This is a genomic window from Salinispora vitiensis (assembly GCF_000378825.1).
Taxonomy (GTDB): domain Bacteria; phylum Actinomycetota; class Actinomycetes; order Mycobacteriales; family Micromonosporaceae; genus Micromonospora; species Micromonospora vitiensis.
The window spans coordinates 2,217,055-2,239,268 of record NZ_KB900388.1; the positions used below are offsets into that span (position 1 = coordinate 2,217,055).

At 69.8% G+C, this 22,214-nt stretch carries 17 protein-coding genes and 2 tRNA genes; 4 read left to right on the forward strand and 15 right to left on the reverse strand.

The genetic code is table 11. The annotated features are described in order from the left end of the window. Positions 1–183: 183 nt before the first annotated feature. Positions 184–1,011, forward strand: a complete 828-nt coding sequence (locus tag SALPAC2_RS0110215; RefSeq protein WP_223874172.1) for an IS5 family transposase — start codon at positions 184–186, stop codon at positions 1,009–1,011. Positions 1,012–1,407: 396 nt separating this feature from the next. On the opposite strand, the gene SALPAC2_RS0110220 is transcribed toward SALPAC2_RS0110215, so the two are convergent. Together SALPAC2_RS0110220 and SALPAC2_RS0110225 are read right to left on the reverse strand one after the other, a co-directional pair. Next, the gene (locus SALPAC2_RS0110220) at positions 1,408–1,608 is read right to left on the reverse strand and encodes a DUF397 domain-containing protein (RefSeq protein WP_018216564.1); all 201 of its coding nucleotides are present in this window, start codon (positions 1,606–1,608) and stop codon (positions 1,408–1,410) included. Further along, positions 1,599–2,396 (reverse strand): helix-turn-helix domain-containing protein, encoded by a 798-nt coding sequence (locus tag SALPAC2_RS0110225; RefSeq protein ID WP_026184603.1) that lies wholly within the window; start codon positions 2,394–2,396, stop codon positions 1,599–1,601. Before SALPAC2_RS0110225 ends, SALPAC2_RS0110220 begins: the two co-directional genes overlap by 10 nt. 935 nt (positions 2,397–3,331) lie before the next feature. Here SALPAC2_RS0110225 and SALPAC2_RS0110235 point away from each other — a divergent pair. Next, the gene (locus SALPAC2_RS0110235; protein WP_080636902.1) at positions 3,332–3,496 is read left to right on the forward strand and encodes a DUF397 domain-containing protein; all 165 of its coding nucleotides are present in this window, start codon (positions 3,332–3,334) and stop codon (positions 3,494–3,496) included. A 260-nt stretch (positions 3,497–3,756) separates the two neighbouring features. Here SALPAC2_RS0110235 and SALPAC2_RS0110240 read toward each other — a convergent pair. The 4 genes from SALPAC2_RS0110240 to SALPAC2_RS0110255 form a co-directional block, all read right to left on the reverse strand. After that, positions 3,757–3,833: transfer RNA gene (locus SALPAC2_RS0110240), tRNA-Ile, on the reverse strand. A 142-nt stretch (positions 3,834–3,975) separates the two neighbouring features. Beyond that, positions 3,976–5,217, reverse strand: coding sequence for an NAD(P)/FAD-dependent oxidoreductase (locus SALPAC2_RS0110245; RefSeq protein ID WP_018216567.1), 1,242 nt, complete (start codon positions 5,215–5,217; stop codon positions 3,976–3,978). Beyond that, positions 5,207–7,357, reverse strand: a complete 2,151-nt coding sequence (locus tag SALPAC2_RS0110250; protein ID WP_018216568.1) for an MMPL family transporter — start codon at positions 7,355–7,357, stop codon at positions 5,207–5,209. The genes SALPAC2_RS0110245 and SALPAC2_RS0110250 overlap by 11 nt, the downstream gene beginning before the upstream one ends. A gap of 137 nt (positions 7,358–7,494) precedes the next feature. Next, positions 7,495–7,567: transfer RNA gene (locus SALPAC2_RS0110255), tRNA-Asn, on the reverse strand. 229 nt (positions 7,568–7,796) lie between these two features. Here SALPAC2_RS0110255 and SALPAC2_RS0110260 point away from each other — a divergent pair. Further along, positions 7,797–8,117 (forward strand): hypothetical protein, encoded by a 321-nt coding sequence (locus SALPAC2_RS0110260; RefSeq protein ID WP_018216569.1) that lies wholly within the window; start codon positions 7,797–7,799, stop codon positions 8,115–8,117. Here SALPAC2_RS0110260 and SALPAC2_RS0110265 read toward each other — a convergent pair. The 9 genes from SALPAC2_RS0110265 to ppdK form a co-directional block, all read right to left on the reverse strand. Beyond that, positions 8,077–8,886: an ABC transporter permease gene (locus tag SALPAC2_RS0110265; protein WP_018216570.1), complete on the reverse strand. Its 810-nt coding sequence runs from the start codon at positions 8,884–8,886 to the stop codon at positions 8,077–8,079. The two genes, SALPAC2_RS0110260 and SALPAC2_RS0110265, sit on opposite strands and share 41 nt — an antisense overlap. A 13-nt stretch (positions 8,887–8,899) precedes the next feature. Next, a complete protein-coding gene (locus SALPAC2_RS0110270; protein ID WP_018216571.1) occupies positions 8,900–9,700 on the reverse strand; it encodes an ABC transporter permease in 801 nt (266 codons plus the stop codon). 49 nt (positions 9,701–9,749) lie between these two features. Further along, complete coding sequence (locus SALPAC2_RS0110275) at positions 9,750–10,682, reverse strand: ABC transporter ATP-binding protein (protein ID WP_018216572.1); 933 nt, start codon at positions 10,680–10,682, stop codon at positions 9,750–9,752. Between the two features lie 106 nt (positions 10,683–10,788). Continuing rightward, on the reverse strand, positions 10,789–11,325 hold the full coding sequence (locus tag SALPAC2_RS0110280; RefSeq protein WP_018216573.1) for a hypothetical protein: 537 nt from the start codon (positions 11,323–11,325) through the stop codon (positions 10,789–10,791). Positions 11,326–11,374: 49 nt separating this feature from the next. Beyond that, on the reverse strand, positions 11,375–13,288 hold the full coding sequence (dnaG, locus tag SALPAC2_RS0110285) for a DNA primase (protein ID WP_018216574.1): 1,914 nt from the start codon (positions 13,286–13,288) through the stop codon (positions 11,375–11,377). Positions 13,289–13,347: 59 nt separating this feature from the next. After that, complete coding sequence (locus tag SALPAC2_RS0110290; RefSeq protein WP_018216575.1) at positions 13,348–15,003, reverse strand: BCCT family transporter; 1,656 nt, start codon at positions 15,001–15,003, stop codon at positions 13,348–13,350. Between the two features lie 92 nt (positions 15,004–15,095). Next, entirely contained in the window at positions 15,096–15,929 is an 834-nt protein-coding gene (locus SALPAC2_RS0110295; protein ID WP_018216576.1) for a siderophore-interacting protein, read from the reverse strand. A 19-nt stretch (positions 15,930–15,948) separates the two neighbouring features. Then, on the reverse strand, positions 15,949–17,205 hold the full coding sequence (locus SALPAC2_RS0110300) for a deoxyguanosinetriphosphate triphosphohydrolase (protein ID WP_018216577.1): 1,257 nt from the start codon (positions 17,203–17,205) through the stop codon (positions 15,949–15,951). 95 nt (positions 17,206–17,300) lie between these two features. Continuing rightward, on the reverse strand, positions 17,301–20,033 hold the full coding sequence (gene ppdK, locus SALPAC2_RS0110305) for a pyruvate, phosphate dikinase (RefSeq protein WP_018216578.1): 2,733 nt from the start codon (positions 20,031–20,033) through the stop codon (positions 17,301–17,303). Between the two features lie 304 nt (positions 20,034–20,337). On the opposite strand from ppdK, the gene SALPAC2_RS0110310 reads away from it, so the two are divergent. Beyond that, a complete protein-coding gene (locus SALPAC2_RS0110310) occupies positions 20,338–22,092 on the forward strand; it encodes a beta-N-acetylhexosaminidase (protein ID WP_018216579.1) in 1,755 nt (584 codons plus the stop codon). Positions 22,093–22,214: the final 122 nt, after the last annotated feature.

Consider the following 22,214-nt stretch of genomic DNA (forward strand, 5'->3'; position numbering starts at 1 on the left):
TTTCTTTCTAGGTCGGGTCGGGCATTTCGCGCTACCGCGGTCGAGGCGCGAATCGGCCATTACCGGCCCGAAGATGAAGCAAACGTCCAGTTAGAGCGCGTTTGGTTTGTGGGCCGGTCGGGTGTGTCGCACAGTGGGTCCGGTCGATGGACGTAGGTCGGTCGGTAGACAGGTATGGATCGAGTGCGGCGGTACCCCTCTGACCTGACCGACGCCGAGTGGGAGATCATCGAGCCGATGCTGCCGTCCCCGCAGTGGATGGGCAGACCGGAAAAGCACTCGCGCCGGGCCGTCATCGACGCCATCTTGTACGTGGTGCGTACCGGTTGCGCGTGGCGGTACCTGCCGGTGGACTTCCCGCCGTGGCAGACCGTGTACGCGCACTTCACCCGGCTGAACAGGCGGGGTGTGACCGAGCGGATCCTGACCGAGCTACGTGAGCAGATCCGGGTGGCTCACGGCCGTGACCCGGAGCCGACGGCAGGGATCATCGACTCGCAGAGCGTGAAAGGCGCTGACACCGTGCCGCGGGACTCTCGCGGCTATGACGCCGGGAAGAAGATCAACGGCCGGAAACGGTTCATCGTCACCGACGCCCTCGGCCTGCTGGTCACCGTCTGGGTGCTGGCCGCGTCCTGGCAGGACCGCGACGGCGCCAAAGGCGCACTACTGGCCACCTACGCGGCCACCCCGATCCGGCACGTCTTCGCCGACACCGGCTTCGCCGGCCGCCTCGTCGACTGGGCCCGCGACCTGCTGCGCACCACCGTCGAGATCGTCCGCAAACCCGCCGACCAACGCGGGTTCGTCGTTCACCCACGCCGCTGGGTCGTGGAGCGGACCCTGGCCTGGCTCACCGCCCACCGTCGCCTGGCCCGCGACTACGAAACCCACCGCGCGACGTCCGAGGCCATGATCCGATGGGCCGCCCTCGACGGCATGCTCCGCCGCCTTGCCCGAGGCGAAGCCGCCACCCGCCAACAACGCCTCACCTTCAACACACCCGACTGACAGCAAAGTGAAACGCGCTCTTACTGTCTAGCGTTCAACACCCGACAGGAACCCTTACCCGTCCTACGAAGCGGACGCATTTCGGTTGCCCAGCGCTCGGCCGCGGATACCTTCACGGCACAGCAGGGTGCGCTGCAACTTCTGAAGCACCGTGCCCGGCTCGATGCCGAGTTGGGCACCTTCTTCATGCCAACCGGTCCCGCCGGCTGATGGCCGGTCCAGAGACGTCCGGGCTCACACCGGGCTCACCTTCCAGGGTGAGGCGGGAGCAAGAAGCAACATAGAAGACCCCCGCAATACACCGCCACTGTGGGCCGGCAGTACGGGACCTGTAGACGCGAAAACCCCCGGCTACCCATGAGGAAGGGCCGGGGGTTTCGTTGTGTGTGTGGTGCCTCAGCGGTCTACGTGCCCACTGCTGGTGAACGCGACGAACGACCGCCACGCCTCTGGGCCAAACACGAGGGCCGGGCCGGTCGGGTCTTTGCTGTCCCGGACACCCACGATGCCAGGGAGGTTGCCGGCGACCTCCACACAGTTGCCGCCACCGGAGCCGCTGCGGGTCGACTTGCGCCACTGAGCGCCGATCAGGTCCATGAGTCCACTACTTCCTTCATCAGCTCGACTGACTGGCGGCGAGGTAGTGCCTCGTTGCGCACCGTCTCCCACCGTGACATCAGAGTATCTACGTCGTCGTCTTGGTCTACAACCGTGCCCCCTAGTTGGTTTTCCATCTCCGCTAGCCACTGGTGACCGGCGCAGGTGAGGCTGAATGGGCCAGTAAGCCCGACATGCATACTGATTTCGTCAGGCAGGACATGGACGCTAATGTTGGGTCTTTCGGCGAGTGAGATTAGGTGCTTAATCTGACCCGCCATGATGTCACGGAAGTCTTCGCCTGCTCGACGGATTACCGATTCGGCAATAACCGCGATGAAGTGCGGAGGGTCCTTTCTGGTCAAGACTTCTTGCCGGTCCATCCTTTCGACAAGCCTCCGGTCAACCTCTTCATCGCTGAGCCGGTCATCGCACCGGATCACCGCCCGGGCGTAGTCCTGGGTCTGTAGTAGGCCAGGAATGAGCGAAGGCTGGAAACACCTGAGCTGTGTTGCAGTGCGTTCGGCATCTAACCAGGGCACGAACCAGGATCGTCGTCCCAGTTCTTTGATCATGCGTTCAAACAGTCCACCGGTGTTGAGTCCCCGGTCGGCTCCATGGATGAAGTCGATTGTTAGCGCCCGCGTTCCATTCTCGACGGAGCTAACGTGCGATGCGGCATATCCGGCTGCTCGCCCAAACGCTTCTTGTGTCATGCCGGCTGCTCCCCTGGCGCGGCGGATCTCACTAACGATGAACGATGCGATCGGGTTCGACAGATCGACCATTTCAACATCTCCCAAAACCAAGATCAATAATTCAGGCTGTCGCAAGGGTTTCCCGGACTACCTCGGCGCTGCCCACCCGACCGACACACCTAGTGAGGGTATGCCTATCGCATCCATGGTGGAACCCGACAGCGTGCCGGTGGAGGACCCAACCCGCCGAGAGCTGTTTGGACTCTAGGAGCGTCAATGCTAATGATGATCTCTGTAGCCGCCGCTGCGGGCACCTTTGGCCTGCTCCTAGGTGTGATCACAGGCACGAAGGCGAATGCCGCTCGACATCGAGTTGACCAGGAAGCGGCAGCTCCGCCAACCCCCTCCACGCCCGTTGCAACCGATCTTCGCGTGCAGAGTTCGCCCGCCATCGGACGAGCGCGGGTGTACTACACGTCCCATCCGAAAGACGCTTTGCGGGCGTTAGATGCCGATCCTCCGGACCTAGCGGTTTTGCAGGCTGTGCTTGCTGGCCTGCGGCGGCTGTGATGGCAAACGACGGTAGACCTCCGCTGCACCGCAACCGTGATCCTCACGGGACACCCCCGTTGCCGGATGGTGACCGAGTGCACAGAGAGCCCGAACTGCCACCGGACCTGGCACCCCTGACAACTCGGCAAAAATTGGAAGCGCTGCTTTGCGCGTTGATCTTTGTTGCCGCTGTGGTGATCGGCGCACTCCGATGACAGACCGGCCTCCATCCCGGACAACGGTTGAGCGGTGGCAGAAGACCCTCAGCGACCACCGGTCGGTTGATGGTCACTGTCCAGAGTGTGGCACTCCCGGCCGGTGCCGGGTATGGGGTGAAGCATTCGCCGAGTTGCTGGCCCATGACTTGCTGGACCCTACGCCGCCACCCCCTAAAGATGTCCGGCCGCAAACAGCGACCGGTGAGGAAAAGAGAGAGGAAGATTCTCGTGGAAAAGTTGAGCTGGAAGAAGCCGATGAGGTGTGACAACAGTTCGCCCAACTGTGTCGAGGTCGCGTCCGGCGACAACGGCGAGCGGTTTGTCCGTGACAGTAAGAACCCGAACGGGCCGATCCTGGCCTTCAGCGCGGAAGAGTGGGACGCGTTCGAGGGTAGTGTTCGCGGCGGACAGCGTTTCTGACGCGCCCGTCCTGGGTCAGCCCTTGAGGGCTGGCCGTAGCGGGCGGCTAGCGGTCCAGGTGCCCCTCTGAGGATCGTGTGAACCGCCCAACGAAAAGGGCCCCGGACCCCTTGTCAGGGGTCCGGGGCATCCTAGTTGCTGAATTCGTCTCCGCTACGGTCTTTGGCACTCCCGGGCTCACATCGGCCCCAAAGATCGATGATCCTGAAACAGAAGATCGGCCAAAACCCCAGAAACCCCAGGTTAGGGGCCATTTCTGATGGTGGGGCGGGCGGGACTTGAACCCGCGACCGAGGGATTATGAGTCCCCTGCTCTGACCAGCTGAGCTACCGCCCCAGTACCGCGCTGGATCGTACCCGCCTGGTTGATCAATGGCCAGCGCGAACCAGCTGCCCTCGGTCACGGCGTCAGACGCAGTAGCACGATGGGCAACGCGAGGATAACAGTGCGCTCCCGGCCTGTTCGGCCCGAGGAGCCGTCAGGCCGCCGACCGCAGGTACGCGAGGACCGCGCCGGCGGTACGCCAGCCGCTGGCCAGCGCACCCTGGATCGATGGGCTGTCCCGGTGGTCGCCGGCGACGAAGAGGCCGTCGTCGAGGGCCACCGGCCGCCGCAGCCGACCCTGTGGCGGTGGTGCGGCGGGGAGCGCCCCGGCGATGGTGACGGTGCTCAGGTGCGCCCAGTCGGCGGTGGACTGTCCGTAGAGGCGGGCCAGCTCGGTTCGGATCACCGGCTCGGGCGGTACGGTCGGGCCCACCACCGAGGTGGCGACGAGGTGCTGCCCCTTCGGCGCGTACATCGGGGAAGCCTGGCTGACCACGACGGTGTTGGTGATCAGTTCTCGGCGGTCACCGTCAACGAGCAGGATCGGCTCCGTCAGCGGCGCTGTCTCGGTGGCGTGGTACCAGGTCGTGTAGCTGTGCATGCGGACCGTGGGGAGCACCGGCAGCAGGGTGGTCGCCGTGGGTGGGTCGACCGCGACCACGACGGCCCGGGCGGTGATGGCACCGGCCGGGGTCCGTACCCGACCGGGCGCGACGTGGTCGACCGGGGTGTCCAGGTCGATCAGGTCGGCGGGGAGCGGGGCGGCGATCGCGTACGGCAGCGCGGCCATCCCCTCGGCGGGCAGCCCGATGCGGCCCCGGACGAAGGAGCGCAGCACCAGCGCGAAGACGTGACTGGAGGTCTCCAGCTCGCGTTCCAGGAACACACCGGAGAGAAACGGCCGCAGCAGCTGCTCGATGATGGTGTCGGAGAGGCCGGCGCGGCGCAGGGCCGCCTCGGTGGTGGTCTCCGGGGCGTTGAGTAGCTGCCGCGCGGGCAGCGTGGCGGCGCCGGTGGCGAGCGCGGCGAAGCGGAGTCGGTCGCGCAGCGACCCGACCCCGGCGAACAGGGTGGTGGGGGCGCCGACGGGTTCGCGGAGCGGGTTGACCAGTCTGCTGCGGGTGTCGCCGTGGCGCACCAGCACCCCGGGGACGAGGTAGCCGAGGTCGAGCTGGTTGACGTCCAGCAGGGTGCCGAGCCGCGGGTATGCCGTGTTGAGCACCTGGAAGCCCCGGTCGAGCCGGTACCCGTCGACGAGGTCGGTGCCGACTCTGCCGCCGAGCCGGCCGCTGGCTTCGAGGAGCCGCCAGGGCACCCCGGCGCGGTGCAGCCGGCGGGCCGCCGCCAGCCCGGCCAGGCCACCACCGACGATCAACACATCGGTATCAACCGGCATCGCGCGCCTCCCGCCCGCCGTCGGTCCGGGCCAGCCGGCTCGGCCACCAGATCTTCGACCCGATGTCGTACGCGAGGGCGGGCACCAGCAGCGAACGGACGACGATCGTGTCGATCAGGACGCCCACGGCGACCGCCACTCCCAGTTCGATGAGCACCACCAGCGGGAGTACGGCCAGTGCGCTGAACGTCGCGGCGAGCACGATGCCGGCGGAGGTGATGACGCCGCCGGTGACGACGAGCCCGTACCGCACTCCGGAGCGGGTACCCCGCCGCACCGCTTCCTGCCGGATCCGGCTCATCAGGAAGATGTTGTAGTCGATGCCGAGGGCGACCAGGAAGACGAAGGCGAACAGCGGGAAGGAGGCGTCCACCCCGGGGAAGTCGAAGAGGTAGTTGAAGATCAGCGCGCAGAGGCCCAGCGTGGCAGCGTACGAGAGCAGCACGGTGGCGACGAGCAGCAGCGGGGCGAGCAGGGCGCGCAGCAGCAGCGCCAGGATGACGGCGATGACGCCGAGGACCACCGGGATGATGACGTCGCGGTCCCGGGTGGCGGCGTCCGCGGTGTCGATGTTGATCGCGGTGAGGCCGCCGACGACCGCGTCGGCGTCGGGTACGGCGTGGACCGCCACCCGTAGCTCGCGAATGGTCTCTTCGGCGCCGTCGGAGTCGGGTGCGTCGGCGAGGGTCGCCTCGAGCTGCACGATGCCGTCGACGACTTTCGGCGGCGCGGTCGGCTCCGCACCCCGGTCCGATTCCGAGTCCGAGCCGGGACCGGCGCCGGGACGGTCGGTGACGGGTCGTACCGCAACGACACCGGGCGTCTCCTGGGCCACCGCGGCGACCTGCTCGGCGGTCTCCTGGCGGGTGAAGATGACGGCGGGGCTACCGGTGCCGGCCGGGTAGTGGCGGGCGATCGTTTCCTGGCCCGCGACCGAGTCCGTCGGCTCGGTGAACAGGTCGCTCTCGCCCAGGGTGGTCACGTTCAGCTGGGTGAGGCCGAGGGCGAGCGCGGCCAGCGCGAACGCGGTGACCAGCCACACCGGTCGGGACCGACGGGTTACGAACCCCGCGACGCGACCCCAGATGCCGTGTTCGGTCTGCGGCTCGGCGTGGTCGAGTCGCGGCTCGCGCGGCCAGAACACCCGGCGTCCGCCGAGCACGAGCAGCGCGGGCAGGAGGGTTAGCATCACCAGCAGGGTGGCGCCGATGCCGATGGCGGCGACCGGCCCGAGTGCCTGGTTGGAGCTCAGGCTGGACAGCAGCAGGCAGAGCAGGCTGGCGATGGTGGTGCCGGCGGAGGCGGCGATCGCCGGGGCGGCGCCGCGCCAGGCCGCCAGCATGGCGGCGGCCGGCTTGTCGTGCCGGTGTAGCTCCTCCCGGTACCGGGCGATCAGGAGCAGGGCATAGTCGGTGCCGGCGCCGAAGACCAGCACGGTGAGGATGCCCTGCGCCTGCCCGTCGAGGGTCAGGATGTCGGCCTCGGCGAGCCGGTAGACGATCGCCGTGGCCAGCGAGAAGGACATCCCGGCGGCGAGCAGCGGGAAGATCCACAGCACCGGGCTGCGGTAGACGACCAGCAGGATGAGGAGCACTACGCAGAGGGTGACCAGCAGCAGCGTGCCGTCGATCGCCGAGAAGACATCGATCAGGTCGGCGAGCAGGCCGGCCGGCCCGGTGACGTTGACGGTGAGCCCGTCCCGGCCCGCGTCGACGATGGTGCGCAGCTCCGCCACGACGGTGGCGATCCCCTCGCCCCGCTCGTCGTCGACCGGGACGATCAGCTGGACCGCCTGCCCGTCCGCGCTGGGGATCGGCGGCGGCAGCGGGCCGACCACACCGGGCAGTTCGGCAATCTCGGCGCTGTGGGCGGCGATTCGCTGCTGGTCGGCGTCGGTGATGCCGCTGGTGCGTTCGTAGACGATGAGCGCCGGGGTGGTCGGTTGGTCCACGAAGAGTTCGGAGAGGTCCTGGGCCCGGGTCGCCTCGGCCTCGATGGGGAGGAAGGCGGCGTTGTCGTTGGTGCTGACCTCACTGAGTTTTCCGGTGTACGGCCCGGCGAGGCCGCCGATCACCAGCCAGGCGAGCGCGATGAGCAGGGCGACCAGCGTGCCCCGGCCGGCGGCACCTCTCCCGGACATCCGCACCCACCCGATGCGCCTGCGACGCGTTGGGGATCTTGGTCAACGTCTCCCATCCTGCCCTTCGGTTCCGGTTCCGGTACCAGAAACGAAGGAAGCCCACCGACCTGGGGCCGGTGGGCTTGATGGGGAGGGAGCTCCCCCGTTTGGACTCGAACCAAAAACCTGCCGGTTAACAGCCGGCTGCTCTGCCAATTGAGCTACGGGGGATCGTGCCGCCGCCCGGCCTCCGGAGCTCCGGTGCGCCGTGCGACGGGACAAGAGTACAGGACTACCGGCGGTCCCAGTCGAGGGGGTTACCGCGCCGTTGCGGGTGCTACCGCAGGCATTCCCACCCCCAATATTCAGGATGTTCCGGATAAATCAGTGTCAGGGCACCCGGAGAGCAGCGCGGGGAGCAGGATGGGGAGTCAGCACGTTAAGTACGGAAGGAGCCGCCATGCGCGGAAAGATCATGTTCCTTGGCGGGATGGCGGTGGGGTTCGTCCTGGGTGCCCGCGCCGGCCGGGAAGCGTACGAGGAGCTGGTGGTGTGGGGTCGTAAGATCGCCGACCACCCGACGGTCCAGGAGGCGGCGGGGGTGGCACAGGCACAGGCGAACCGGTTCTACAGCGAGAGCCGCGACAAGCTCGGTCAGTCCAAGCTGGGCGAGACCTTCAGCGGCAACGGCCAGCGACGCAGCCCGGCCGCCGCGGACGATCCCTTCGCCGGCACACCGGTTACCGGTAGAGCAGCCGACTCATCCGGCGGGATGCGATAAAGAGGCCGATGGCCAGGACCACCAGCAAGTATCCGATGTCGAGCAGCCAGGTCCAGCCACCGCCGCCGACGGTGATCCCCCGGATCAGGTGCACCGCGCGGTAGAGCGGAGTCACCTCGACCAGCCAGCGCAGCAGCGTCGGGTACGCCTGCGCCGGGACGAACGTGCCGGAGAAGAGGAAGAGCACGAACTGCGCCGACGCCAACACGTCGAAGTCCTGCCAGCTCCGCATGAAGGTGGCGATCGTCATGCCGATCGCCCCGAATGTGAAACCGACCAGCACCGCCGCCGGGAAGGCGACCGCCGCCCGGGCGGCGGTGGTCAGATCCATCACGACCATCACCACGAGGAACGCGCCGGAGTAGGCGCTACCCCGGAGCATCGCCCAGGCCAGCTCACCGAGGGCGATCTCGAACGGCTGCACCGGAGTGGCGATGACCCCGTCGTACAGCTTCATGTACTTCATCTTGCCGAAGAAGTTGAAGGTGGTCTCCGCGAACGACCCGGTCATCGCCGACGAGGCGAGCATCGCGGGCGCGACGAACGCCGCGTAGCTGACAACGGCTCCACCGGGCAGCGTCAGGTCACCGACCAGCGCCCCCACCCCGACCCCGATGGAGAAGAGGTAGAGCAGCGGCTCAACGAAGCCGGAGACCAACAGCAACCAGTAGATCGACTTCAGGGCCGAGACGTTCCGCTCGGCCACCGAGGCCGACCGGCGCGACGCCGCCGAGACATCCATCAGCCGGGGCAGCACCAGAGCGACCATGACGCCCCCTTTCCTAGACGACGAGCCGGCGGCGTAGGGCACGGTGGGCAAGCAGCCACCCACCGGCCGCCCAGGCCGCGAGGTAGAGCAGATGGCCGGTGACCGACCAGATCGGCGCAGCGCCGAGCGTGGCCGCCCGGCTCAGGTCAACCGCGTGCCAGAGCGGGGTCAGGTACGCCAGCCAGCGCAGCCCCACCGGCAGCGACTCGACCGGGAAGAAGACCCCGGCGAAGAGCGTCATCGGGATCACCGCGAACCGGAACAGCAGGGCGAGCCAGCTGTCGCTGGAGGCCGTCGCCGCGTAGGCGAAGGTGGGCGCGGCAACGGCCAGGCCGAGTAGCGCCGCCACCGGTAGCGCCAGCACCGCCCACGGCGAGCGCAGGGCCCCCAACACCCCGGTCACCAGCAGGAAAGCCGCAGCCGAGGTCAGCACCCGGAACAGCACGAACGCCAGCTGACCAGCCATGATGTCCGTTACCCGCAGCGGTGCCGCGTACTGGGCAAAGTAGATCTTGGTCCACTGGAGGCTGCTGTAGACCGGCCACGTGGACTCGGCGATCGCCACCTGCAACGCGGTTGACGCGAGCAGCCCACCAACAATCCACTCCAGATAGGAGACGCCGTCGACACCCTGGTCGATGAAGGCCCCGACGCCCACGCCGAAGCCGAGCACGGTCAGCGTGGGGAGCAGGAACGACGAGAGCACCCCGCCCCGCCAGGTGCGCCGGTAACCGACCAGGTGGTATTGCAGCACCGCCAAGGCCGGCGCCCGCGTCGGGCCGGGCCGGGCCCGCTTGGCCGCGAGTTGTGTCATCTTTCGCTCCCCATCCACCCGGGCTCTTCCGGCCCGGCTCCTCGCGGCCTCAGTCGATCAGAGTGCGGCCGGTGAGGTGCAGAAAGACATCCTCCAGGCCGCTACGCCGCACCAGCACGTTGATCGGGTGCAGGCCGAGCGCGGTCACCTCAGCCACCGCCGCGTCGCCGTCGGGCACGTAGAGCAGGACCCGGTCGGGCAGCACCTCGACCCGTTCGCCGAGCTGGTCGAGCTTGCTGGCGAACGGCTCCTGCGACTCGCCCGCGAAGCGCAGCTCGACCACCTCGCGGGTGGAGTGCTGCTCGATCAGCACGCGGGGGGAGCCTTCGGCGACGATCCGCCCACCGTCCATCACCACCAGCCGGTCGCAGAGCTGCTCGGCCTCGTCCATGTAGTGCGTGGTGAGCACCAGCGTGACACCCTGCTGCTTGAGCTGGAACAGCCGCTCCCAGACCAGGTGCCGGGCCTGCGGGTCAAGACCGGTGGTCGGCTCGTCTAGGAGCACGATCTCGGGCTCGTTGACGAGCGCCCGGGCAATGGTGAGCCGTCGCTTCATGCCGCCGGAGAGCGGCTCCACCTTGCTGTCGGCCCGCTCGCTGAGCTGCACGAAATCGAGCAGCTCGGCGGCGCGCAGCCGGGCCACCCGGCGGGGGATGCCGAAGTAGCGGGCGTAGGTGATCAAATTTTCCCGGACGGTCAGCTCCGGGTCGAGCGTGTCGAGCTGGGGGCAGACACCGAGGCGGGCCCGGATCGCCGGCCCGTCCCGCACCGGATCCATGCCGAGGATGCGCAGCTCGCCGCCGCTGGGCGGCGAGACACAACCGATCATGCGCATGGTGGACGACTTGCCGGCGCCGTTGGGCCCGAGGAAGCCGAACGCCTCCCCGGCCCGGACCGCAACGTCGATCGCGTCGACTGCGGTGAAGCCGTCGAACCGCTTCACCAGCCCCCGCGCCTGGATGAGTGGTTGAGCCGTGGTCACCCCCTGACCCTAGCCACCCGGTCCGATACTCCTCACCGGGTTTTTGCCCAGCCGGTCAGGCCAAGCCCGCGGCGGTCGACCTCCCCCGCCGGCCTTGGCCGCGTTGTCACACCTCCGGGGCGGTCGTCGCGACGCGGGCCGCGGCGACCTGGTGCTCGGTCTCCGCGCGGACCGCGGGATCGTCGACCGGGGTGCCCGGCTCGTACCGGACCGTCCAGGTCAGCCCGTCAACGCCCGGGACCCGCCGGGCGACCACCCGGCCCGCACCGCCGGGCACCGAGTACGCCTCGGTGTACGCCACCGAACGGGTCACCCGTTCCCGCACCTGGTGCGGGAGCTCTCCCGGATCCGGCAACGGGTAGGTCTCGGTGGGACGGTCGGCCACCACCAGATAGCCGTCCCGCTCGACCACCGGCTCGGCGGCGGTGACCACCAACTCCTGCCCAGACCAGACCGCCCGGAGGATGTGGTGCCAGCCCAGCCGTTCCGCCCGCCGGGGTAGCCAGAGCCCGAGGTTGGTGGCGACCAGTACGCTGCCCTCCGCGCAACCACCGGCGGCGGCCCAGGCGAGCACCCGTTCCCCGGCGATGAGCGGTGGACGGTCTGCCGGCGACAGTTTTGGCCGGCGGCGGAACAACCCCATCTAGCACCCTCCCACGGCTACCGGCCGCCGCACCTGCCGGCGGTCGGCCTCACAGCCCACCCGCGGCCTGCTCACGCAACGCCCGGGCATGTTGCTCGAGGGACAGCAATTCGCCGAAGGCGGCGAAGTACTCGTCCTTGTTGCTGACCGGGTTCATCCGCTGAATTCTCGACTTGAGCTCCCGGATCCGGCCGGTCACCGCCCCCCACTGGAGGCGGGCCATCGTCACCGACACATAGCGCGGATCGAGCTCCCCGTCGATTCGCAACGGCTCCACCGCCAGCTCACCGACGAGCGCCTGGGCGGCGAGGTCCGCACAGGCGTGGCGGACCGACTCGATCCAGACCGCACCGCCAGTGGCCGCCGCCGCTCCCCCGGCCGCCGCCACCGCCGCCCGGACCGCGACGTGCAGGGGATGGCGGTACTCCGTGGCCTCCACGGCGTCGAACATCGGCCCGGCGAGCACCGGCGCCTGAAGGGCCAGCTTCAGCGCCTCCCGCTCGACAGCCGCCTGTGGGCTCTCCGCCGGTGACTGCGGCGGTGCCGGGGCCCCGCCGGGCGCGGTGTTGGCCCTACCGGGCGCGGTGTTGGCCTTGTCGGGGGCGTGGGCGGCAGCCAGCACGGCCCGCTGTACCGGCTCGATCTCCATGCCGAGGTCCCCGGCGAGCTTGCGGACGTACTCTGGGCGCTTTTCCCGGTCTTTGATTTTGGCGACCAGCGGGGCCGCCCGGCGCATCGCCTCCACCCGACCGTCGACGGTGTCGAGGTCGTGCCGGCCGATCACGTGCCGCAGCGCGAAGTCGACCAGCGGTTCACGGCGCGCGACCAGGTCCCGAACGGCCAGCTCACCCTTGGCCAGCCGCAGCTCACAGGGGTCCATGCCGTCCGGGCTGACCGCGATGAAGGTACGCCCGACGAAGCGCTGATCGTCGTCGAAGGCGCGCAGCGCCGCCTTTTGCCCGGCCGCGTCCCCGTCGAAGGTGAAGATGATCTCCCCGGCGACGGCGTCGGTGTCCAGCAGCAGCCGGCGCAGCACCCCGATGTGGTCGCCGCCGAAAGCGGTGCCGCAGGTCGCCACCGCGGTCGGCACCCCGGCCAGGTGACAGGCCATCACGTCGGTGTAGCCCTCGACCACGACCACCTTGCCCTGCTTGGCGATCTCCCGCTTGGCCTGGTCGATGCCGTAGAGGACATGGGACTTCTTGTAGATCGGCGTCTCGGGGGTGTTCAGGTATTTCGGGCTGTCGTCGTCGTCAAAGAGCTTGCGGGCGCCGAAGCCGACGACGTCACCGGCCAGATCCCGAATGGGCCAGAGCAGCCGGCGCCGGAACCGGTCGATCAGGCTGCCCGACCGGGCCGGCCGGGACAGCCCGGCAGTGACCAGCTCGTCGTGACTGAAACCCTGCTGGCGCAGGTGACGGGTCAACAGGTCCCACCCGTCGGGCGCGAAGCCGCAGGCATACCGCTCGGCGGCGGCCTTGTCGAAGCCGCGTTGGGCGAGGAACTCGCGGGCCGGCCGGGCTCCGGCGGTGGTCAGCTGCGCCTGGTAGAACTCGACCGCGGCGGCGTGCGCGGCGATCAGCCGCTGCTTCTGCCCCTGCTGCGGCCGGGCCCGGGGGGTGGTGTGGTCGTTGGCCACGTAGCGCAGCTGCAGGCCGGCGCGGCCGGCCAACCGCTCGACGGACTCGACGAAGCTGAGGTGCTCCGCATCCATCAGGAACTTGATGGCGTCCCCGCCCGCGCCACAGCCGAAGCAATACCAGACGTTACGAGCCGGCGACACGTTGAAGGACGGGCTCTTCTCGTCGTGGAACGGACAGAGCCCCTTGAGGTTGCCGCCACCAGCGGACCGCAGGGTGACCGTCTCGGAGATGATCTCCGAGATCGAGGTGCGCTCGCGGACCAACGCGATGTCCTCGTCCCGGATCCGCCCCGTCATCTCCGCCACCTCCTCGCCGTACATCCTGCCCTGTCCGGCCAACGTCACGGCGGCCGGGGGACGCGGACACAGCGGCCGGGGGGCTACTCCTCCTCTTCCCTGGTCGAGCGGGTGCGGCGGCCCTCTCCCCTGGTCGAGCGGGCGTGGCGGCCCTCTTCCCTGGTCGAGCGGGCGCGGTCGAGGGCCTCGGCCAGCCCGTGCTGCTGGGGCGGGCGGGCCCGCACCGCCGGATCTTCAAGCATCTCCTTGACCAGCGACACGGCGAGGCCGAGCATCACCACCACGAACGGCAGCGCCACCATGATCGTCGCCTGTTGGAGCGCGCTCAGGCCGCCGGCCAGCAGCAGCACCGCAGCGGTTCCGCCGATGAGTACACCCCAGATGATGACGATCACCTGGCGCGGGCGCAGGGCGCCTCGGGAGGTCAGCGACGCGAGCACGAGGGAGGCGGAGTCGGCGCTGGTGACGAAGTAGAGCGTCACCAGCACCATGGCCAGCACACTGGCCACCACACCCAGCGGCAGCGCCTCGAGCAACCCGAAGAGCGCATTCTCGGTGCCGGCGGCGGTCTCGGCGACCAGGTCCGCGGCGCCGGTGGCCTGCACCCGCAGCGCGCTGCCGCCTAGCACCGCGAACCAGACCACACTGGCCCCGCTGGGCACCAGCAGCACGCCGACCAGGAACTGACGCACCGTACGGCCACGGGAGATACGGGCGATAAAGGTGCCGACGAACGGCGCCCAGGAGATCCACCACGCCCAGTAGAAAATTGTCCAGGAGCCCAACCAGGACGACTCGGAGAAGGCGCCGGTTCGGGTCGACATGAAGACCAGGTTGCTGAGGTAGTCGCCGATCGAGGCGGGCAGCACATCAAGGATGTAGACGGTCGGGCCGACCACGAAGACGAAGACCATCAGCAACACCGCCAGCACCACGTTGGTGGTGGACAGCCACTTGATGCCCCGGTGCAGCCCGGAGAAGGCCGAGACGACGAACGCCAGGGTCAACGCCCCGATCACCACCATCTCCACCGCCCTACTGCTGGGAATCCCGGCGACCCGGTCCAGACCCGCGGCGACCTGAAGCGCGCCGAGGCCGAGGCTGGTCGCCGAGCCGAAGACCGTGGCGAAGACCGACAGCAGGTCGATCACCCGCCCGACCGTGCCGTCGGCCTGCGAGCCGAGCACCGGGCGAAACACCGCCGAGATCCGGTTCTCCCGCCCCTTGCGGAAGGTCGAGTACGCCAGGGCGAGCGCCACCACCGCGTAGATCGCCCAGGGGTGCAGCGTCCAGTGGAAGAGGGTGAACTGCATGGCGACCGAGGCGGCGGCGCCGGTCTCCGGCTCGGCTCCGGTGGCCGGCGGCGGTGAGGCGTAGTGCTGGATCGGCTCGGCCACGGCGAAGAAGACCAGGCCGATCCCCATGCCGGCGCTGAACATCATGGCGACCCAGGCCAGGGTGGTGAACTCCGGCCGCTCGGTCTCGGCCCCCAGCCGGATGGTGCCGAACCGGGAGAACGCCAGCACGAAGGTCAGCACCAGGAAGACGTTCGCCGCGACGACGAACAACCAGCCGAACGTGGTGATGACCCAACTCAGCCCGGACCCACCGACGTTGGAGACCGAGTCGGGTGCCAGGACGCCCCAGACCACGACGGCAAGCACAACGCCCACGGCGAGGCCCAACAGCGGGCGGTCCACGCTCCCGCTGTCGGGCCGCCGCTCAGTCGCCTCGCCCATGCTCGCCCCTTCCGCTGCCCGCCGGTCCACCGTTGTCCCTCTGTCATCCTGTGGGTGGCGGGGGTGGCGCCGGGGCGAAATGGGAACAATCGTCAGGTTGAGGTGGCGACGGACTCCTCGGCCTCGACCTGACGGTTCCACTCCGCCTTGCTGGCCCGCCAACCCTCGTCGTCCACACCGCGACGCCAGTAGCCGGAGATGGAGAGCCGCTCGCGCGGAACCCCCCGCTCGCCCCGCAGCAGCCGGCGCAACTCCCGGACGAAGGTCGCCTCACCGTGCACGAAGGCGTGCACCCCGGGCGGGAAGTCCAGCGCCCGGACCGCCGCGACCAGCGCCGCGCCAACCGGCCGGTCCCCCCGGTGCAGCCAGGTCAGCCGCACCTGCCCCGGGCTGGGCAGCGGCTGCTCCTCGGCCGGTCCACTGGTCTCGACCAGGACGGTGGCCGGCGCCCCGACAGGTAGCCGTTCCAGGGCGACGGCGATGGCCGGCAGGGCGCTCTCGTCGCCGACCAGCAGGTGCCAGTCGGCGTCGGGGCTCGGGGCGTACGCCCCACCCGGGCCGATGAAGTGCACCGGGTCACCGGGGCGCAACGCCGCGGCCCACGGCCCGGCCAGCCCTTCGTCGCCGTGGTACACCACGTCCACGGTCAGCTCACCGGCGTCGGCGTCGAAGGCCCGTACGGTGTACGCGCGCAGCCGTGGCCACTGCGCGGCCGGCAGGTCCCGACGGATCGCGGCCAGGTCGATCGGCTCCGGATAGACCGCCCCGGGCACCGGGAAAAGAATCTTGATGTAGTGGTCAGTGAACTCACCGACCGGCAGTCCGGCCAGCTCGTCGCCGCCGAGGACCAGCCGAACGACGTGCGGGGTGGGCCGTCCGATCCGGACGACACGGGTGGACGTGACCTTCTTCGGGCGATCCGTCATTCGGTTAGGTTAACCTAAGTCAGCCGGCCCCGACGGCGCCGGTCGGGCCACCGAAGAGCCGGGCATGCCGCTGTACCGCCGCCGGATCCGTCAACGACGCCACCTGATCGACCACCACCCGCAGCCGGGCCGCATCGTCTCCGGCCGCCCGCCACAGCGGGGCGAACACCGCGTCCAACGCGTCAGGGGCCCGGTCGGCCAAGCCCGCTACCAGGCCGGCGAGGAGCTGCCGCTGCCGCTCGTGCCGGGCGGCGGAGCCGGGGCGACGCAGCACGTACCGCAGGGCGATGCCCTTGAGCAGGGCGCACCGGGCCCGGACCTCGCGCGGCACGACCAGATCGGCGGCGTACCGCCGGTGCGGACCGGGCCCGAACCGCCGCCGGGTGGCCGCCACCGCGGCGGCGACGAAGCGACCGGTCAGCACGCTGGTGGTCGCCTTCAGCGCGGCCTGCGCCCGATGACTCCCGTCGTAGCCGGCCAGCGCCACGAGCAGCGGGTCGGCGAGCAGATCAACCAGCACCTCAGCGAGGTCGGACGGGGACTCGCTGGAGTAGGCCGCCGCGACATCGACACCCAGCGCCGCCCGCTCGTCGGCGTCGGCCAGCAACGGACGCAGCGTCACGTACCCGCCGTGGATGCCGTCCTCGACGTCGTGCACCGAGTACGCGACGTCGTCGGCCCAGTCCATCACCTGCGCCTCCAGGCACCGCTGCCCGGCTGGCACCTCGCCGCGCAGCCACTCGAAGACCGGACGGTCGTCGGCGTACACGCCGAACTTGCGCTCTCCCGGCCGGCGCGGCCACGGATACTTACTGACCGCGTCGAGGGTGGCCCGGGTGAGGTTCAGCCCGGCGGAGGCGCCGTCCGGGCCAATCACCTTCGCCTCTAGGCGGGTGAGCACGCGCAGCGTCTGCGCGTTGCCCTCGAAGCCGCCGCAGGTCGCGGCGAGGGTGTCCAGGGCCGCCTCGCCGTTGTGCCCGAACGGCGGGTGCCCAAGGTCGTGGGCGAGCCCGGCGGTGTCCACCACGTCGGGGTCGCAGCCGAGCCGGCTGCCCATCTCGCGGGCGACCTGGGCGACCTCCAACGAGTGCGTCAACCGGGTGCGGAGGAAGTCGTCGGTGCCGGCCGTGTGCACCTGGGTCTTGGCGGCAAGCCGCCGGAAGGCCGCCGAGTGCAGCACCCGGGCGCGGTCCCGCTCGAACGCCGACCGGCCCTGCCCGGTGTCCTTCGCGGGCTCGCCCACCCACCGCCGCTGGTCCGGGTCGACCGGATTCATGCCGCCAGGTTACGCCCGCCGGACGGTGACCGGCGGGCGGTGACCGGCGGGCGGTGACCGGCGGGCGGTGACCGGCCGCGCCACCGCCCGGCCCGTCAGCGGCTGTCCGATCCGGCGGTCTCCACGGCCGCCCGCCCCGCCTCCAACCGGGCGACCGGCACCCGGAACGGCGAGCACGAGACGTAGTCCAGCCCAACCTCGTGGAAGAAGTGCACCGAGTCCGGGTCACCGCCGTGCTCGCCGCAGACGCCGAGCTTCAGTCCCGACCGGGCGGCCCGCCCCTCCTCGGCGGCGATCCGCACCAACCGGCCCACCCCGTCCCGGTCGATCGACTCGAACGGCGAGATGCCGAAGATGCCCAGCTCGAGATAGCGCCAGAAGAAGGCGCCCTCCACGTCGTCGCGGGAGAAGCCCCACGCCATCTGGGTCAGGTCGTTGGTGCCGAACGAGAAGAACTGCGCCGCCTCGGCGATCTCGCCGGCGGTCAACGCCGCCCGCGGCACCTCGATCATCGTGCCGATCGACACCTCGACACCGCTGCCGCCGACCACCTCGGCGATGATCTTCTCGGCTTCGGTGCGTACCGTCTCCAACTCCTGCACCGCACCGACCAGCGGGACCATGATCTCCGGGAAGGCCGATCCACCGGACTCGGTGATCGCGACGGCGGCCTCCGTAATCGCGCGGACCTGCATGGCGAAGAGACCGGGAATGACCAGGCCGAGCCGGACCCCACGCAGGCCGAGCATCGGGTTCTCCTCGTGCATCCGCCGGACGGCGGCGAGCAACGCTTCCTCCCGGGCCGCGGCCTCGCCCCGCTCCTGGGCCACCGCCACGTTGACCGCGAGTTGCTCCAGCGGGGGCAGGAACTCGTGCAGCGGCGGGTCGATCAGGCGCACCGTGACCGGCAGCCCGTCCATCTCGCGGAAGATCTCGATGAAGTCCGCCCGTTGCAACGGCAGCAACGCGGCCAGCGCCTGCTCCCGGTCGGCGTCGGTGGAGGCGAGGATGAGCCGCTCGACCAGTTCCCGCCGGTCACCGAGGAACATGTGCTCGGTACGGCACAGACCGATCCCCTGTGCGCCGAAGCGCCGGGCCCGCGCCGCGTCCGCCCTGGTGTCCGCGTTCGTCCGCACCGCCAACCGCCGCCGGTCGTCCGCGTGGGTCATGATCCGGTGTACGGCCCGCACCAGTACGTCGGCCTGCTCCGGGTCGAGGGTGCCCTCGAAGTACCGCACCACCTCGGACGGCATCACGGGGACCTCGCCCAGGTAGACCTTGCCGGTCGTGCCGTCGATCGACACCACGTCGCCTTCGTTGACGGTCTCTCCCGCCACGGTGAACCGCTTCGCCGGGATGTCCACGTCGAGTTTGTCGGCGCCGGAGACACAGGTCTTGCCCATGCCGCGGGCCACCACGGCGGCGTGGCTGGTCTTACCGCCCCGCGAGGTAAGGATGCCCTGCGCGGCGATCATGCCGTTGAGGTCGTCCGGGTTGGTCTCGCGACGGACCAGGATCACCGCCTCGCCCTGGCCGGCCAGCTCCACCGCACGGGCCGAGGTGAAGACCACCTTGCCGACGGCCGCGCCCGGTGAGGCGCCGATGCCGGTGGCGACCGGCTGGAACTCGTGGTCCAGGTTGAAGCGCGGGAACATCAGCTGGGCGAGCTGGGCACCGTTGACCCGGTGCAGCGCCTCGTCCAGGTCGATGAGGCCCTCGTCCACGAGCTGCCCAGCAATGTTGAACGCGGCGGCGGCGGTGCGCTTACCGACCCGGGTCTGGAGCATCCACAGCTTGCCTCGCTCGATGGTGAACTCGATGTCGCAGAGATCCTTGTAGTGCCGCTCGAGCCGGGCCATGTAGTCGAGCAGTTCGTCGTAGGACTTCTTGTCGATCCGCTCCAGCTCCTGCAGCGGCACGGTGTTGCGGATCCCGGAGACGACATCCTCGCCCTGCGCGTTGGCCAGGTAGTCGCCGTAGATGCCCTGGGTCCCGCTGGCCGGGTCGCGGGTGAAGGCGACGCCGGTGCCCGAGTCCGTACCGAGGTTGCCGAAGACCATGGCGACCACGTTCACCGCGGTGCCCGCCTCGGCGGGCAGTCGCTCCTGGCGGCGGTAGATCACCGCCCGCTCGGCGTTCCACGACTCGAAGACCGCCCGGATCGCGAGGTCCAGCTGCTCCCTCGGCTCCTGCGGAAAGTCCCGGCCGGTGTGCCGGCGGAAGATCTTCTTGTAGGTGTCGACCAGCGCCCGGAGGTCGTCGGCGGTCAGATCCAGGTCCAGGTCGCTGCCCTTGGCCCGCTTGGCGTCGTCGAGGGCGTGCTCGAAGTCCTCCCCCGGCACGGCGCAGACGGTCTTGCCGAACATCTGGATCAGGCGACGGTAGGAGTCCCACGCGAACCGGTCGCTGTCGCTGGCGGAGTCGGAGCCCGCCGAACCGCCGGCCTGTCGGGCCAGCCCCACGACGCTGCGGTCGTTGAGGCCGACGTTGAGAACGGTCTCCATCATGCCCGGCATCGAGAACTTGGCGCCGGAGCGCACCGAGACCAGCAGCGGGTCCTCCGGGTCACCGAGGGTTCGACCCATCGCCTGTTCCAGGGCGTCGAGGTGGGAACCGACCTGATCGGCGAGGCCGGCCGGCTCGCTACCGGTGGCGAGGTACGCCTGACACGCCGAGGTGGTGATCGTGAAGCCGGGCGGCACCGGCAGGCCGAGGTTGGTCATCTCGGCCAGGTTGGCGCCCTTACCGCCGAGAAGCTCCTTCTGGTCTTTGTTTCCCTCGGCGAAGTCGTAGACGTACTTGTGATCGACTGTCTCCTGCGCTGCCACCAGAGCCTCCCACGCACGCCGAATGTGTCACTTGACGAAGGTTTCAGCTGCCACCGGGCCGGCCCGGCCGCCGGTCCGTGGCCACGCTGCCGATCGTGGGGCGAAGGTTAGGCGAACATCGAACCCCCAGGGACCGTTCGGTGACAATCGGCACAGTCGTCCCCACTTTCCGTGTTCGTACCCGTAGCTGGGAACGCTTCCACGCGCACGATCACGCATCCGCCGTGCCGCCGTACCCTTGATGCAACGCTCCCGGTGAAGCCTTGCCACAACCACCGCGAATACACCCCCGAAAGGCAGCTCCGTGCACCCCACCCCCACCCCCGCCACCTCGCCGCAGCAGCCGGAACACCGGCCCGCCCCCGCGACCTCGGGCACGACGGGTACCGTGCCGGCCACCGACGGCGAAGCGAACCCCCCGACGACCTCCGCCCCCGCACCTGACGCGCCGGCAGCGGGCGAGCTGGCCCGACTCGCGGCCCACGAAGCCGGCACCCGACTCACCCCCGCCCCGGTCCGGCTGGGCGACGTGGTGCCCGTCCCCGAGCAGGTACGCCCGGAGCCCCGCGCCGACTTCACGCTGACGGCCGACACGGTGGTACGGGTCAGCCCCACCCCCGCCGCGCGGGCCGTCGCCGAACGCCTCGCCGACCTGCTGCGGCCAGCCACCGGATACCGGCTGCCGATCGCCGAGGCCCCGCACCCCGAGCCGGCCGACGGCATCGCGCTCGTCCTCACCGAGCAGCCCGACCTCGGCCCCGAGGGCTACCGACTCGACGTGACGCCGACCGGGGTCCGGATCAGCGCCGGCACCGCGACCGGGCTCCACCACGGCACCCAAACCCTGCGCCAGCTTCTCCCAGCCGCGATCGAGAGCAGCACGCCGGTCCGCGCCACCTGGACGCTGCCCGGCGGATCGATCCTCGACCGGCCACGCTTCCCGTACCGGGGCGCCATGCTCGACGTGGCCCGACACTTCTTCGGGGTGGACGACATACTTCGGGTGATCGACCACCTCGCCCGCTACAAGCTCAACCACCTACACCTGCACCTCACCGATGACCAGGGGTGGCGGATCGCGGTCGAGTCCCGACCGCGACTGACCACGGTCGGCGGAAGCACGGCGGTCGGTGGCGCCCCCGGCGGGTGGTACACCCCCGCCGACTACCAGCGGATCGTCGCGTACGCGGCCGAGCGGCACCTCACCGTCGTTCCGGAGATCGACCTGCCGGGGCACACCAACGCCGCGCTGACCGCCTACCCGGAGCTGGCCTCGGCCGGGACCACGCCGGTGCCCTACACCGGCACCGAGGTCGGCTTCAGCTACCTGGACCCCGCCAACGCCCAGACGTACGAGTTCGTCGCCGATGTGCTGGGGGAGGTCGCCGCGCGCACCCCCGGGCCGTTCCTGCACATCGGCGGGGATGAGGCCTTCAAGGTGAAGGGAGCGGCGTACACCGGATTCGTGGAACGGGCGCAGCGCATCGTGGCCAAGCTCGGCAAGACGGTGGTGGGCTGGCACCAGCTGGCCCCGGCCGCCCACATCGAGGGACGGGTACTCCAGTGGTGGGGCACCGACGGCGTCGACCCGACCACCGCCGACGCGGTCCGCCGCGGCGCCCGACTGATCCTCTCCCCCGGTAACCACGCGTATCTGGACATGAAGTACGCCGCCGACACTCCGATCGGACACGACTGGGCGGGCCTGATCGACGTACGACGGGCGTACGACTGGGATCCGGCGACCCAGGTGACAGACGTGCCGGCGGAAGCGGTGTTGGGGGTGGAGGCCCCGCTCTGGACCGAGTCGGTCACCTCGCTGGCGGAGATCGAGTTCATGCTCCTGCCCCGGCTACCCGCCATCGCGGAGCTGGGCTGGTCACCGCGGGGCACCCACGACTGGGCGGCGTTCCGTACCCGGCTGGCCGGGCAGGGACCCCGCTGGACGGCGGCCGGCATCGCCTTCCACCGCTCCGCGGAGGTCCCCTGGCCCGCGACGACCGCTGATCCGTCGGCGGCGCAGGTCGCGACGTCCGCGCCACGCCCCAGGACGGCATAGGCGGGTTCCCGGGGCCGCGGTGTCACCGATCCGCCGGTCTGGGTTTCAGGTCCGGGTCCACGGCACGGCTGCACCGGTTTCGCCGCGTGGGGCGCTGGGAGATGTCACCCGATCACCCGCTC

Coding starts and splice junctions, on each gene's coding strand:
- SALPAC2_RS0110220 (WP_018216564.1), bottom strand. CDS start 1,608: ATGGACCTGATCGGCGCTCAGTGGCGCAAGTCGACCCGCAGCGGCTCC.
- SALPAC2_RS0110225 (WP_026184603.1), bottom strand. CDS start 2,396: ATGGTCGATCTGTCGAACCCGATCGCATCGTTCATCGTTAGTGAGATC.
- SALPAC2_RS0110235 (WP_080636902.1), top strand. CDS start 3,332: ATGAGGTGTGACAACAGTTCGCCCAACTGTGTCGAGGTCGCGTCCGGC.
- SALPAC2_RS0110245 (WP_018216567.1), bottom strand. CDS start 5,217: ATGCCGGTTGATACCGATGTGTTGATCGTCGGTGGTGGCCTGGCCGGG.
- SALPAC2_RS0110250 (WP_018216568.1), bottom strand. CDS start 7,357: ATGTCCGGGAGAGGTGCCGCCGGCCGGGGCACGCTGGTCGCCCTGCTC.
- SALPAC2_RS0110260 (WP_018216569.1), top strand. CDS start 7,797: ATGCGCGGAAAGATCATGTTCCTTGGCGGGATGGCGGTGGGGTTCGTC.
- SALPAC2_RS0110265 (WP_018216570.1), bottom strand. CDS start 8,886: ATGGTCGCTCTGGTGCTGCCCCGGCTGATGGATGTCTCGGCGGCGTCG.
- SALPAC2_RS0110270 (WP_018216571.1), bottom strand. CDS start 9,700: ATGACACAACTCGCGGCCAAGCGGGCCCGGCCCGGCCCGACGCGGGCG.
- SALPAC2_RS0110280 (WP_018216573.1), bottom strand. CDS start 11,325: ATGGGGTTGTTCCGCCGCCGGCCAAAACTGTCGCCGGCAGACCGTCCA.
- dnaG (WP_018216574.1), bottom strand. CDS start 13,288: ATGTACGGCGAGGAGGTGGCGGAGATGACGGGGCGGATCCGGGACGAG.
- SALPAC2_RS0110290 (WP_018216575.1), bottom strand. CDS start 15,003: ATGGGCGAGGCGACTGAGCGGCGGCCCGACAGCGGGAGCGTGGACCGC.
- SALPAC2_RS0110295 (WP_018216576.1), bottom strand. CDS start 15,929: ATGACGGATCGCCCGAAGAAGGTCACGTCCACCCGTGTCGTCCGGATC.
- SALPAC2_RS0110300 (WP_018216577.1), bottom strand. CDS start 17,205: ATGAATCCGGTCGACCCGGACCAGCGGCGGTGGGTGGGCGAGCCCGCG.